Here is a 13268-nt window from a genome sequence, read left to right as displayed (position 1 = left end):
TAATGGACATATCAGTTGTTATCCCGTTGTATAACGAAGCCGAGTCTTTACCCGAGTTATTCTCGTGGATAGAGCGGGTGATGAAAGAACATAATTATACCTACGAAGTAATTTTCGTGAATGACGGCAGTACGGATAATTCTTGGGAAGTGATCGAGGAGTTGAAGCAACGTTCTCCACATGTCCGAGGAATCAAGTTCCGTCGCAACTACGGTAAGTCGCCTGGATTGCACTGCGGATTCCAACGGGCTAAAGGTGACGTGGTCATTACCATGGACGCCGATCTGCAAGATAGTCCGGATGAGATCCCCGAGCTTTTCCGGATGATCACCGAGGACGGGTACGACCTAGTATCCGGCTGGAAAAAGAAAAGATATGACCCGCTTTCCAAGACGATCCCCACGAAATTATTCAATGCGACAGCTCGTAAGTTCTCGGGAATAAAGAACTTGCACGATTTCAATTGCGGATTGAAAGCGTATAAGAACGTTGTAATTAAAAATATAGAGGTGTATAACGATATGCACCGCTACATACCTTATTTGGCTAAGATTGCCGGATTTCACAAGATTGGCGAGAAAATAGTAAAACATCAAGCCCGCAAGTACGGAACTACCAAATTCGGGTTGGATCGCTTCGTGAACGGTTATCTTGATTTGATCACGCTTTGGTTTACTTCCAAGTTCGGAAAGAAACCGATGCACTTCTTCGGTTTATGGGGAAGCGCTATGTTCTTCATAGGTTTTATCGCTCTAGTAATCGTACTCAGCATGAAATTGATCTCGATGCACTCTGGAGATTTAAGGCCTTTGGTTACAAGTTCCCCCTATTTCTATATTTCATTGACAGCGATGATCCTGGGAACCCAAATGTTCTTAGCGGGCTTTATCGGGGAGTTGATTTCCCGTAATTCTCCGAATCGCAATAACTATAAAATAGAGGATGAGATATGAGTTTCCTGGAATTAGCGAGAAAACGTTGCTCTATCCGCAAATATGCTTCCCAAAACGTAGAGCAAGAAAAAATTGATTATATCCTAGAAGCAGCTCGTTTGGCTCCTTCGGCGGTAAATTGCCAACCTTGGTATTTTGTATTGGTTCAGGGTGCGGAAGGAAAAGCGAAATTACAAGAATGCTATCCTCGGGAATGGTTCAAACAAGCGCCTTGTTACCTGATTGTTTGCGGAGATCATCAGCAATCTTGGAAACGAAGCGATCATAAGGATCATATGGATATCGATGCGGCTATCGCCACGGAACATATTTGTTTAGCCGCTGCCGAACAAGGGTTGGGAACTTGCTGGGTTTGCAATTTCGACACGGAGCTTTGCCGGAAACATTTTAAAATTCAGGAAACGATCGAGCCCGTTGCATTGATACCGTTCGGCTACCCTTCCGAACCGGCATTATTCGAAGAGACTCCAAAGAAACGTAAGTCCAGGGAAGAAATCATTAAACGGGAATCGTTCTAGTATGTTATACATTGAAGTTCTGCTACTAGCGATAGGCTTATCCATGGATAGTCTAGCAGTATCGGTTACCGGCGGCGCAGTTCTTAAAAACAACTGCACCGCCGGTAATATTATTAAGATAGCGGGCGTGCTCGGTATATTCCAAGCCGGAATGACCGTGATCGGTTATACGATGGGATTAGGATTCGAAAAATACATTTGCGCCTTCGACCATTGGATCGCATTTACCCTCTTACTTTACTTAGGAGGAAAAATGATGTACGACAGCACGACGGAAGAGGAAGAAGATAGGAAATTCGATCCTTTATGCAGCCGGACATTATGCGGATTGGGAGTAGCGACAAGTATCGATGCCCTCGCCGTAGGAATCTCTCTGGCGATCTTGAAATCACCGCTCTTGTTACAAGCCTCGACGATCGGTGTTGTCACCTTCACCATCTCTGCCTTCGGTGTCTATTTCGGAAACCGGTTCGGTAAGAGAATCGACTTGAAGCTGGACCTCATCGGAGGTTTGATCTTAATCGGTATCGGTACAAAGATTTTGATAGAGCATGTATTCTTTAGCTAGGAAATCATTGTAGAAAGTGGTTACGGACACAGCCATCCGGGAGAAGCGTGGAAGATATTTATACACACGATAGCGTCTGCCCCATGAAGGGGACATATATGGAATTTTTTATGTAAGTTCGCGATACAAATTTTCTTAAAGATGCGCAAGAATATTACCCTATTAGTCAGCCTGCTGGTCTTATCGCTTACGGCTTGCTCGAACAAGGATCCATACTTCGAAGAAAGTGGTTCTGTTTTTCATACAAGTTATCACATAAAATACAAGGCCAAGCAAATCCTAACCGATAAGATCGACAGCGAGCTGCAACGCTTTAACCTCTCCTTAAATCCTTTCAACCCTAACTCCACGATCGCGAAAGTCAATAATAATGAGGATGTGGAGGTAGACGAATGGTTTACCGAAGTATTCAATAAGGCAGAAGATATCTCCAAAAAATCAGGAGGTGCTTTTGACATTACTTGCGCTCCCTTAATTAACCTATGGGGATTCGGTTTCAGTAAGATGGACAGTGTAACTCCGCAAATGATCGATAGCATCAAGACTTTCGTCGGTTATCAAAAAGTAAGACTGGAAAGAAAGAAAATCATCAAAGAAGATCCCCGGGTTCTATTGAATTGTTCCTCTATCGCAAAAGGTTATGCTTGTGATATTATCGCCCGCCTGCTAGAAAGGGAAGGCGTAAAGAATTACATGGTAGAAATCGGAGGTGAGGTCGCCCTAAAAGGGGTCAATCAACAAGGTGACTGCTGGCGAGTTGGAATCAACAAACCGGAAACAGGGACAAGCGACGTGACAAATGATGTGGAAGAGATCGTACAATTATGCAAGGGGGGAGGGATAGCCACTTCCGGTGACTACCGAAATTTCTACATCAAGGATGGTAAGAAATATGCCCATACGATCAATCCAGTGACCGGTTATCCCGCCGGACAAAATATTCTTAGCGCGACAATCGTAGCGGAAGACTGCATGACAGCAGACGCTTACGCTACGACTTTCATGGTTTTGGGAGTCGAAAAAGCGAAGCTATTGGCACAATCTACCCCCCAGATAGAGTATTTCATTATTTATGCGGACAACAACGGACAGCGGAAAGTCACCTACTCAAAAGGTATGTTGGAATACCTTCCTAACAGAAAAACATTGGCTATCCTCGAAAATCCGTAAATTCCTACATGAATTGATTTTCATATTTCCGAGGAAACTTACTATTTACAGCCAAGGAGGGACACATATAGCGGAATGCTTTATCTTAGGTTGAGATTAAAAATGTTTCAACTCCTGATAAAGCCTTCGCACCGGTAATCCCATCACGTTATAGAAGCTACCATTAATAGCCTCTACCCCGACATAACCGATCCATTCCTGAATACCATACCCTCCGGCTTTATCATAAGGTTGATATTTATCCAAATAATAGTTAACCTCTTCGTCACCCAATTTAGCGAAACAAACCGCGGATTCTACGGAAAAACCGACATTCTTATCCTTTGTCATGATACAAACACCGGTTATTACCTGATGTACGTGATCCGACAAAGCATGAAGCATGGCATAAGCTTCCTCTCGGTTCGCAGGCTTCCCCATAACCCCGTCAAACGTCCAGACGATCGTGTCCGCCGTAATCAGCAATTCATCATCCGCCATAGTCGACTTATAGGCCTCAGCTTTCGAACGGGCAATATATAATGGGATCTCCATGGAGTCAATAGAATCTGGGTAAGACTCGTCGATATCGGGTATTATTCTCACCTCGAAGTCGATATCCAGACCAGATAACAAATCCCGCCGTCTCGGAGAATTAGAAGCTAAGACGATCTTGTACTTTTTTAAATTCTCTAACATAACCTATTCGATTAAGCATTACACATTCACCAAAGTTTTACCACCCAAAAGCCTCCTCACCGAACCAGTGTCCTTGCGCCCGCATCGTTTGCTCGATCACGTCCCTAGCTACGCCTTCACCGCCTCGCCGGGAGGAGATATATTTCGCTATCTCCTTGATCTCCGGCGCCGCGTCCGCTGGTGCCACCGGCAATCCGACTTGCGTCATTACCTCATAATCAGGAATGTCATCACCCGCATACATGATTTGCTCAGAAGACAAGCCCGTTTTTTCCATGAAATCCTTAAAGTCATGCACCTTTACAGCGCTACGCATATAAATATATTGTATTCCCAAACGAGAAAAGCGAATCTGTACGGCTTCCGTATATCCGCCCGTAATTATAGCGACCTCATATCCTTTCTTCACGGCCAGTTGCAAGGCATAACCATCCTTGATATTGACGGTACGCATCGGATCTCCATTCGGGTAAAGTGAAATCACATCACAAGATAATACCCCGTCCACATCAAAAACAAAAGCCTTTATTTTTGTCAAATCATAGTTTATACTACTCATGTCGAGCCTCCTTATGTATATTTCGGCTAATCCGCTCATACAGATCTCGCATATCCGGATCTTTAAGCATATCCATATGTTTGTCTATCACATTTTCATCATATCGTATAGCCGGTCCCGTTTGGGCTCGCACCGGCGACATCACATGCACCTTAGCAACTGTCTCGTCTATCAAAGGTAGCAAGACCTCTCCCGGTATTTGCTGTTCTTCCAAGATTTTCTCAGCTAACGCATACATATGATTCGTAAAATTGCAAGCGAAAACGGCCGCTAGATGTAAACTCTTTCGTTTCTCGGATGAGAGAAAGCGAACCTCGCGGGAGAGTGCCCTAGCCACCTCTCCCAGCACCTTCTCATCTTCAGACGAACTCGCCTCCAAAAAGAACGGTATATTCTTGAAATCCACCTCCCGACTCTTACTAAACGTTTGTAACGGATAAACCACCCCATATCTAGCCGTGAAGCCCTCAAAGACAGAAATAGGCATACTCCCCGCCGTGTGCACCCACAAACCGTTATTCGGTTTTACACGGGCGATAACATCTTGGAGCACGGCATCTTTCAAAGAGAAAACATACAAGTCGGCATCTTCCACAATCTCTTCCGGGACAACAGTCCACCCACATCCCAATTCATCAGCTAAAATCTTAGCATGCTCACTTGTGTGACTATACACTTGCCCGATACTCATTCCTGACTTACGCATTTCCAACGAAAGCCAGGTAGCTAAGTTTCCGGCACCAACAAATACGACTCTCATTCTCCCGCCTCTTTATTTTCTTCCGGAAGAGAGAACTTTCCTATATGTATCTTCTCCCATTGTAAATGGGATTCATCAAAAGGCTTACGAACCTGATCCTTATAACCGATACCAATGATAGACAAGACATCCAGTTGATAAGGGATATCCAGCAACGAACGAACATAATCATTCGAATCCGCCTCGTCTTCTGTTAGCCGGTTCCGGATCTGACACCAGCAACTGCCCAATCCCAAATCCTCCGCTTGCAATTGCATATAAATGGAAGCGACCGAAGCGTCCTCGATCCAAACATCGCTTTCCATCACATTCGCCAAGACAACCACGGCCAAGGCACACCCCTCCAGAAAGGCGGAACCATTTTTCTTACACCCGGCAAGCTTCTTCAACATTCCCTTATCTTCCACGACCACGAACTGCCAAGGATTACTGCGTTTTGAGGCCGGAGCCATCAACGCCGCTTTCAAGATCAGCTCTACCTGCTCGGGTAAAAGTAGTTGTTCGGTAAACTTACGCGTGCTTCTCCTATTTTGTATAAGTGTTGCGAAACTCTCCATTTTTTTCGTTCTTTGTACTCCTTTAATATTAGGGTTCGCAAATATAAACATATTTTTTTGCACCCATGTATACGTATCATTCTTTTTTCTCGTTAGTACTTTTACAATTGAACAATAGATTATGAAGATTCGTGCGATAGCCGCGCTGCTATTTATACTTATTTCCGTGAGCGCCTTTGGCGAGGGCCACATAAAAATCACCGGTTATGTCCATGACGCCGACGGCAACCCTCTGGAATTAGTGAATGTCCGGGTTAAGAACACATTGATCGGCTCCATGACCAACGAGAAGGGATATTATTCATTTTCCCTATCGCCGGGGGATTCTATCTCCATAATTTACTCTTGTCTGGGATATAATAAGGCAGAGCGTATCATTCCTTCGGCACAAGCGGACATGCGCTTGAACGTACAGATGAACTATACCTCATTTGATCTAGGAGAAGTATCTGTTACTGCCATCCGCAAGCAGACTACGACCATGGAGTCTTTAAACGCGGATAAAATCAAATTATTACCCGATCCCTCCGGAGGTAGCATAGAAAGCTTGGTCGTTACGTTTGCCGGCGTATCGTCCAATAACGAGTTAAGTTCCCAATATTCCGTACGGGGGGGTAGTTATGATGAAAATATCGTATATGTGAATGGAATCGAGGTATTCCGTCCGCTTCTGATTCGCTCGGGGCAACAAGAGGGCCTTAGCTTTATCAACCCGGATCTGACAGAGGCGGTCAATTTCGCCGCAGGTGGCTTCGAGGCTCGTTACGGGGACAAGATGAGTTCCGTGCTGGATATTACCTATAAAAAACCTAAGATGTTCGAAGGCTCAGCTTCCGCAAGTTTGTTGGGAGCGAATGCTTACGTGGGCAGTTCTATCGGTAAATTTACCCAAGTAACGGGTTTACGCTTTAAAAGCGGTCGGTCCATTTTGGGTACCATGGATACAGACGCTGAATACGACCCCAAATTTATCGATCTGCAAACCTACATCACATACCAATTGGCCCCTAGATGGGAAATCAATTTCTTGGGAAACCTCGCTAACAATAATTATAAATTCACTCCTTATAGCAGGGAAACCTCTTTCGGTACAGCCGAGCATCCCAAGAACTTCAAAGTCTATTTCGACGGAAGGGAAAGAGATCGTTTCCAAACCTTATTCGGCGCGCTGACATTGAAACACAACCTCAATGAGAACACAGAGTTGGGACTTCAATCCTCCGCTTTCAAGAGCAAGGAAGAAGAGGGATACGATATCGCCGGAGAATATTGGTTGAGCGAGAACGGAGCGGAAAATCCGGATGACGACGCGTCAGCCGCCATGTCCGTAGGCCGTTATCACGAGCACGCACGAAACCGCTTAAACTCGACAGTCATGAATGTCGGGCATTATGGGATGGCCCGCCTTTTAAACAATACGTTGAAATGGGGAGCCACGGTACAAATGGAGAAGATCAATGATAAGATCAGCGAGTGGGAAAAAAGGGATTCCTCGGGTTATTCTTTGCCTCAAACTGGTAATAACGTAAGTGTATATTCGAACCTCTTTTCTGATAATCAGATAGAAAGCACACGCTTTTCCGCTTATGCGCAAGATGCTTTCAAATTCAGGACTAAGCAAGGTCTGTTCACGTTAGTCGCAGGAATTAGAGGTAGTTATTGGACTTATAATAAAGAGTTCCTTTTCAGTCCCCGCGCCTCATTGGGCTTTATCCCGAACTTCGACCAAGATTTAACGCTCCGTTTCGCCACCGGACTGTATTATCAATCGCCCTTCTACAAGGAATTGCGTAAAGTAGGCAAAGATGAGAACGGCAATAACATCACAGTATTGAACAAAGATCTAACGTCACAACGCTCCATCCATTTCATCTTGGGAGGAGATTATACGTTCCGTGCCGTAGACCGGAATTTCAAGGTAACCGCCGAGATGTACTATAAAAAGCTGGACAATCTGAACCCCTACACCGTAGATAACGTCAAGATCCGCTATTACGGCGAGAACTGCGCCAAGGGTTACGCCATGGGACTCGATGTCAAATTCTTCGGTGAATTTGTACCGGGTACCGACTCCTGGATCAGCTTCTCCTTGATGAAAGCCCAGCAAACCATCCGAGAAACGACGACCGTACCCATGGCCAATAGCCAAGGCTACAACATCTCACTCTTCTTCCAAGATTATTTCCCGGGCTATAAACGCGTCAAGCTAAATCTGAAAGGAGTTCTGTCCGGAGGACTTCCCCAGACAATCCCGGGCAAAGGATACGAAGCCGGCTATTTCCGTACGCCCGCCTACAAACGTGTGGATATCGGCCTCTCCTATCAATTGGCAGGAGGTACGGACGCTATCATGGACAGAGGCTTCTTCCGCCATTTGAGAAACATTTGGCTGGGTCTGGATGTATTTAACATATTAGACATCAAAAACGTTAGTTCCTACTATTGGATAACAGACGTGTATAATGTCCAATACGCCGTTCCAAACTATCTGACTGGACGGCAGCTAAACGTGCGGTTGATTGTTGATTTCTAGCAAGACCTACTAAAGACCTTTTCCCGCAAGGCGGATTGCGGTAAAAATAGAAATGCAGTTTGGCATAATTACCTCAACAAAAAATAAGGATTTATTTCCTCATTCGTAAAAAGTAGTGTACATTTGCGGAGAATAGAAACAAACATTTACTAAATCTTTAAATTATTATTGACATGGAACTTACACATATCGAACATTTAGGTATCGCAGTGAAGAGTATCGAGGCTTGTCTACCCTATTATGAAGGCGTTCTTGGATTAAAATGCTACAATATCGAAGAAGTAGCGGACCAAAAAGTAAAAACCGCGTTTTTCAAGGTAGGACAGACTAAGATTGAATTACTAGAGCCGACTAGCGAAGATAGCACGATCGCGAAATTCATCGAGAAAAAAGGGGAAGGTATCCATCATATCGCATTCGCGGTACCTGATGTACAGGCCGCATTGAACGAGGCTGAGGAAAAAGGCGTCAAATTAATCGACAAAGCTCCCCGCGGTGGTGCGGAAGGTTTGAGCATCGCTTTCCTTCACCCGAAATCAACTTGCAGCGTATTGACAGAACTTTGCATGCCGGGCAACAAATAATTAATCCGTTCATTTTTAACAACAAATCAAAATACAATGAGTAACCAGCTTGAAAAAGTAAAAGAGCTCATCGCACTTCGTGAGCAAGCTCGCTTGGGTGGAGGAGAGAAAAGAATCGAATCACAGCACAAAAAAGGCAAGTATACCGCTCGTGAGCGTATTGCCATGTTGCTTGACGAAGGTAGTTTCGAGGAATTCGACATGTTTGTTCAACACCGTTGTACAAACTTCGGTATCGAGAAAACCAAATACTTGGGCGATGGTATCGTGACAGGTTATGGTACGATCGATGGACGTTTGGTATATATCTTCGCTCAAGATTTCACCGTATTCGGTGGAGCCTTGTCTGAGGCTTTGGCAATGAAGATCTGTAAAGTAATGGATCAAGCCATGAAGATGGGCGCTCCCGTTATCGGTTTGAACGACTCCGGTGGAGCTCGTATCCAGGAAGGAGTAAATGCCTTGGCAGGATACGCTGAGATTTTCCAACGCAACATCTTGGCTTCCGGTGTTGTTCCCCAGATTTCCGGCATCTTCGGTCCTTGCGCCGGTGGAGCCGTTTATTCTCCGGCTTTGACAGACTTCAACATCATGACACGTGGTACCAGCTACATGTTCTTGACAGGTCCGAAAGTGGTAAAAACCGTAACAGGAGAGGATGTAACCCAAGAGCAGTTGGGTGGAGCCAGCGTACATACGACAAAGTCGGGTGTAGCCCATTTCGCGGTTGATACGGAAGAAGAGGGTTTGCAGTTAATCCGTAAATTGCTCAGCTTCTTGCCACAGAACAACTTGGAGGAAACTCCATTGATCGAATGCAAGGATCCGATTGATCGTTTAGACGACGTTTTGAACGAGATCATTCCTGATAATGCTAACCAATCTTACGACATGTATGAGGTTATCGGTACGATCGTCGATAACAATGAGTTCCTCGAGGTTCACGCGGATTACGCCAAGAATATCATCGTGGGTTTCGCACGCTTCAACGGACAGTCTGTCGGTATCGTAGCGAACCAGCCGAAGGTTATGGCAGGATGCTTGGATAGCAACGCATCTCGTAAAGCAGGTCGCTTCGTTCGTTTCTGCGACGCTTTCAATATTCCTTTGGTAACGTTGGTCGACGTCCCGGGATTCCTTCCGGGTACAGGTCAGGAATACAACGGTGTCATCCTTCATGGCGCTAAATTGCTTTATGCTTATGGCGAGGCTACCGTTCCTAAAATTACCGTTACATTGCGTAAGTCTTATGGTGGAGCTTATTGCGTGATGAGTTCTAAACATTTACGCGGTGATATGAATTACGCATGGCCGACAGCCGAGATCGCCGTTATGGGTCCGAGTGGCGCCGTAGAGGTTATCTTCGCCAAGGAAGTAGCAGCCGCTGAAGATCCGAAAGCATGTGCGGCAGAGAAAGAGGCTGAATATAAGAAAGCATTCGCCAATCCTTATAACGCAGCTCAATACGGTTATATCGACGATGTTATCGAACCGCGTAACACACGTTTCCGTATTATTCGTGCTTTGCAGCAATTGCAGACCAAGAAGTTGAGTAATCCTGCTAAGAAACATGATAACCTGCCTCTATAATCCGTAAAACAGGAGATGAATATGATAAATAAGAAGATAGGGGTATTACTACTGCTCATGGTTCTCTTCAGCATGGGAGCCCAAGCACAGTTGACTACCTCCGTTAAATTAAACGAAGTATTGGTTGTCAACGAGGATAACTTCGTTGATGACTACGGGAAACACCATCCTTGGTTCGAGTTGTATAATAACTCGGCAGGTACAGTAGATTTGCGCGGCTGTTTCTTGACCAACGACAAAAGCGACCCCAGGAAATATATGATCCCGAAGGGAGATGTATTGACAAAGGTGCCCCCTCGTCAACATATACTTTTTTGGGCGGACAATGCTCCCACGAAAGGAACATTCCACGTAAACTTCACGTTCGATCCGAACAAAGACAATTACCTCGCTTTGTATGATTCCGACGGAACGACATTGATCGACGAGATCACGATCCCCGCCGGGCAAAGAGCAGACGTAAGCTACGGATTGGATATAGATGGCATTGGGAAGTGGGCGATCTTGGACAAGGTAACCCCCAGTACGAATAATGTAACATTAGACTCTAACGAGAAGATCGAGAATTTCCAAAAGAACGACTCCCTCGGTATCGGCATGACTATCACGGCGATGGCAGTTGTGTTCATCGGCTTGATGATCTTGTTCCTTGTATTTAAGCAAATCGGTAACGCGGCGATTCGTACCAGCAAACGTAACGCGCAGAGAGCCGCAGGCGAGGGTATCGCTGTCTCCGCTAATGCCGGACAAGAATCCGGTGAGATATTCGCCGCCATCGCTACCGCTCTCTATGAGATGAGCGATGACAATCACGACATCGAGCATACGGTATTAACGATCCGCAAGGTACAACGCAGCTATTCACCCTGGAGTTCCAAGCTTTATTCCCTGCGTCAGACTCCAAATAAAAAGTAATCATCCTAAAATCCAATTGACGAATGAAAAGTTTTAAATATACCATTAACGGTAATACATATAAAGTACATATCAACTCAGTTGTAGATGATGTGGCAGAGGTAGAGGTAAACGGAACTCCTTATAACGTAAAAATGGAGAAACCCGCGAAAAAGCAATTGGTTACATTGAAACGTCCGGCTCAAGCTCCGACCAATGCCAGTGGTGAACCCGTCATCACCCGTCAAGCAGCTCCAAGCGTGGCTGGCGCTGTTAAATCTCCGCTGCCAGGTGTAATCTTAAGTGTAGACTGTAAAGTCGGCGATGCAGTTAAGAGAGGCCAAAAGATCTTGGTATTGGAAGCCATGAAGATGGAAAACAACATCAATGCCGATCGTGACGGTAAAATCGTAGAAATTAAAGTAAACAAAGGCGACTCTGTATTGGAAGGTGCAGACCTCGTTGTAATCGGTTAATGATATGCAAGAAAGTTTCTTACAATTCCTAGGAGAAAATATCCAAATATTTCTCTCCTATACAGGATTTGCGAACGCGACTCCGGGGCATATCGTGATGCTGTTGGTGGGTTTGCTGTTCATATTCCTGGCGATTAAATATGAATTCGAGCCGATGCTCCTGATCCCTATTGGTTTCGGAATCTTGATCGGAAATATTCCCTTCAAGGACGCCGGATTACAATTAGGTATATACGAAGAGGGTTCTGTATTGAACATTTTGTACCAAGGCGTGAAACAAGGTTGGTATCCCCCCTTGATATTCCTCGGTATCGGTGCCATGACAGACTTCTCCGCTTTGATATCCAACCCCAAGTTAATGCTAGTCGGAGCCGCCGCCCAGTTTGGTATTTTCGGCGCTTATATCATTGCTTTGCAAATGGGATTTGACCCGAGCCAAGCCGGTGCTATCGGTATTATCGGAGGAGCGGATGGTCCAACCGCGATCTTCTTGTCATCCAAGTTAGCTCCTAACTTGATGGGTGCTATCGCTGTATCCGCATACTCATATATGGCATTGGTTCCTATTATCCAGCCTCCGTTTATGAGATTGCTTACAACGAAGAAAGAACGTTTGATACGAATGAAACCTCCAAGAGCCGTTTCACAGACGGAGAAAATCGTTTTCCCGATCGTGGGTTTATTGTTGACAGCCTTCTTGGTACCGTCCGGTTTGCCACTGTTAGGAATGTTGTTCTTCGGTAACTTGATCAAGGAAAGTGGCGTGACTCGCCGCTTGGCGGAGACCGCCCGCGGCCCGCTGATCGATGTTATCACGATCTTGTTGGGCATCACGGTAGGTGCTTCTACACAAGCTACCCAGTTCTTAACATTGAACTCTATCAAGATTTTCGGTCTGGGCGCGTTGTCATTCGTTATCGCTACTTGTGCCGGCGTATTATTCGTTAAGTTCTTCAACCTGTTCTTGAAAGAGGGCAACAAGATCAATCCGTTGATCGGCAACTCCGGTGTATCCGCCGTTCCAGACGCTGCCCGTATCTCCCAGAACGTAGGTTTGGAATACGATCCAAGCAACTACTTGTTGATGCACGCCATGGGCCCGAACGTAGCGGGTGTAATCGGTTCCGCTGTAGCTGCCGGTATCTTGCTCGGATTCCTGGGTTAATAAAGAACCATCTATATGAAAGGGGCGAGATCCGGAAGGGTCCCGCCCTTTTTTATGTGATCGCCCCCCGTCAGCTTACGGTATCCGTCCGAAATCGGCCGACTTTTCCATAGCATTTTTGATTGCAAACTTTGCAGTTAAAAAAGCTATGTTCAATCTGAATGAAAACAACCGTATAGTGATGTCCCAACATCCGACAGACATGCGCATGGGCGTCAACTGTCTGAGCGGACAGGTAAGGATGGTCGGTCTTGATCCCTCGA

14 protein-coding genes are annotated in these 13268 nt (G+C 45.5%); 10 read left to right on the top strand and 4 right to left on the bottom strand.

Going from position 1 to position 13268, the window contains the following annotated elements; genetic code table 11:
• The first annotated feature begins 2 nt into the window (after positions 1-2).
• The 4 genes from G7Y39_RS07370 to G7Y39_RS07355 all read left to right on the top strand — a co-directional run bounded on the left by G7Y39_RS07370 (position 3) and on the right by G7Y39_RS07355 (position 3209).
• The gene (locus G7Y39_RS07370; protein WP_165156544.1) at positions 3-953 is read left to right on the top strand and encodes a glycosyltransferase family 2 protein; all 951 of its coding nucleotides are present in this window, start codon (positions 3-5) and stop codon (positions 951-953) included.
• The gene (locus tag G7Y39_RS07365; protein WP_165156542.1) at positions 950-1471 is read left to right on the top strand and encodes a nitroreductase family protein; all 522 of its coding nucleotides are present in this window, start codon (positions 950-952) and stop codon (positions 1469-1471) included. Before G7Y39_RS07370 ends, G7Y39_RS07365 begins: the two co-directional genes overlap by 4 nt.
• 1 nt (position 1472) lies before the next feature.
• Positions 1473-2039, top strand: a complete 567-nt coding sequence (locus G7Y39_RS07360; RefSeq protein WP_165156540.1) for a manganese efflux pump MntP family protein — start codon at positions 1473-1475, stop codon at positions 2037-2039.
• 141 nt (positions 2040-2180) lie between these two features.
• Positions 2181-3209 (top strand): FAD:protein FMN transferase, encoded by a 1029-nt coding sequence (locus tag G7Y39_RS07355; RefSeq protein ID WP_165156538.1) that lies wholly within the window; start codon positions 2181-2183, stop codon positions 3207-3209.
• Positions 3210-3305: 96 nt separating this feature from the next.
• Here G7Y39_RS07355 and G7Y39_RS07350 read toward each other — a convergent pair whose 3' ends face one another.
• From G7Y39_RS07350 to G7Y39_RS07335, 4 genes are read right to left on the bottom strand one after another with little or no spacing between them, the layout of a single operon-like run.
• Positions 3306-3887 (bottom strand): Maf-like protein, encoded by a 582-nt coding sequence (locus G7Y39_RS07350; RefSeq protein WP_165156536.1) that lies wholly within the window; start codon positions 3885-3887, stop codon positions 3306-3308.
• A 37-nt stretch (positions 3888-3924) separates the two neighbouring features.
• Positions 3925-4446 carry an HAD family hydrolase gene (locus G7Y39_RS07345; RefSeq protein ID WP_165156534.1) on the bottom strand — a complete coding sequence of 174 codons (522 nt, stop codon included), beginning with the start codon at positions 4444-4446 and terminating at the stop codon, positions 3925-3927.
• Positions 4439-5206 carry a Rossmann-like and DUF2520 domain-containing protein gene (locus G7Y39_RS07340; protein ID WP_165156532.1) on the bottom strand — a complete coding sequence of 256 codons (768 nt, stop codon included), beginning with the start codon at positions 5204-5206 and terminating at the stop codon, positions 4439-4441. Before G7Y39_RS07340 ends, G7Y39_RS07345 begins: the two co-directional genes overlap by 8 nt.
• Entirely contained in the window at positions 5203-5763 is a 561-nt protein-coding gene (locus G7Y39_RS07335; protein WP_165156530.1) for a nitroreductase family protein, read from the bottom strand. The genes G7Y39_RS07340 and G7Y39_RS07335 overlap by 4 nt, the downstream gene beginning before the upstream one ends.
• Before the next feature lie 121 nt (positions 5764-5884).
• On the opposite strand from G7Y39_RS07335, the gene G7Y39_RS07330 reads away from it, so the two are divergent.
• The 6 genes from G7Y39_RS07330 (at position 5885) to G7Y39_RS07305 (ending at position 13005) form a co-directional block, all read left to right on the top strand.
• A complete protein-coding gene (locus tag G7Y39_RS07330; protein WP_165156528.1) occupies positions 5885-8296 on the top strand; it encodes a TonB-dependent receptor in 2412 nt (803 codons plus the stop codon).
• Between the two features lie 173 nt (positions 8297-8469).
• Positions 8470-8880, top strand: coding sequence for a methylmalonyl-CoA epimerase (gene mce, locus G7Y39_RS07325; protein ID WP_165156526.1), 411 nt, complete (start codon positions 8470-8472; stop codon positions 8878-8880).
• 36 nt (positions 8881-8916) lie between these two features.
• Positions 8917-10470, top strand: coding sequence for an acyl-CoA carboxylase subunit beta (locus tag G7Y39_RS07320; RefSeq protein WP_165156524.1), 1554 nt, complete (start codon positions 8917-8919; stop codon positions 10468-10470).
• A 21-nt stretch (positions 10471-10491) separates the two neighbouring features.
• Positions 10492-11385 (top strand): OadG family transporter subunit, encoded by an 894-nt coding sequence (locus G7Y39_RS07315; protein ID WP_165156522.1) that lies wholly within the window; start codon positions 10492-10494, stop codon positions 11383-11385.
• Between the two features lie 23 nt (positions 11386-11408).
• Positions 11409-11840 carry a biotin/lipoyl-containing protein gene (locus tag G7Y39_RS07310; RefSeq protein WP_165156520.1) on the top strand — a complete coding sequence of 144 codons (432 nt, stop codon included), beginning with the start codon at positions 11409-11411 and terminating at the stop codon, positions 11838-11840.
• Positions 11841-11844: 4 nt separating this feature from the next.
• Positions 11845-13005 (top strand): sodium ion-translocating decarboxylase subunit beta, encoded by a 1161-nt coding sequence (locus G7Y39_RS07305; RefSeq protein ID WP_165156518.1) that lies wholly within the window; start codon positions 11845-11847, stop codon positions 13003-13005.
• Positions 13006-13268: the final 263 nt, after the last annotated feature.

The organism is Parabacteroides sp. ZJ-118, assembly GCF_011038785.1.
Classification (GTDB): domain Bacteria; phylum Bacteroidota; class Bacteroidia; order Bacteroidales; family Tannerellaceae; genus Parabacteroides.
The sequence above is the reverse complement of the archived record's forward strand: the minus strand, read 5'-3'. Positions and strand labels throughout refer to the sequence as shown.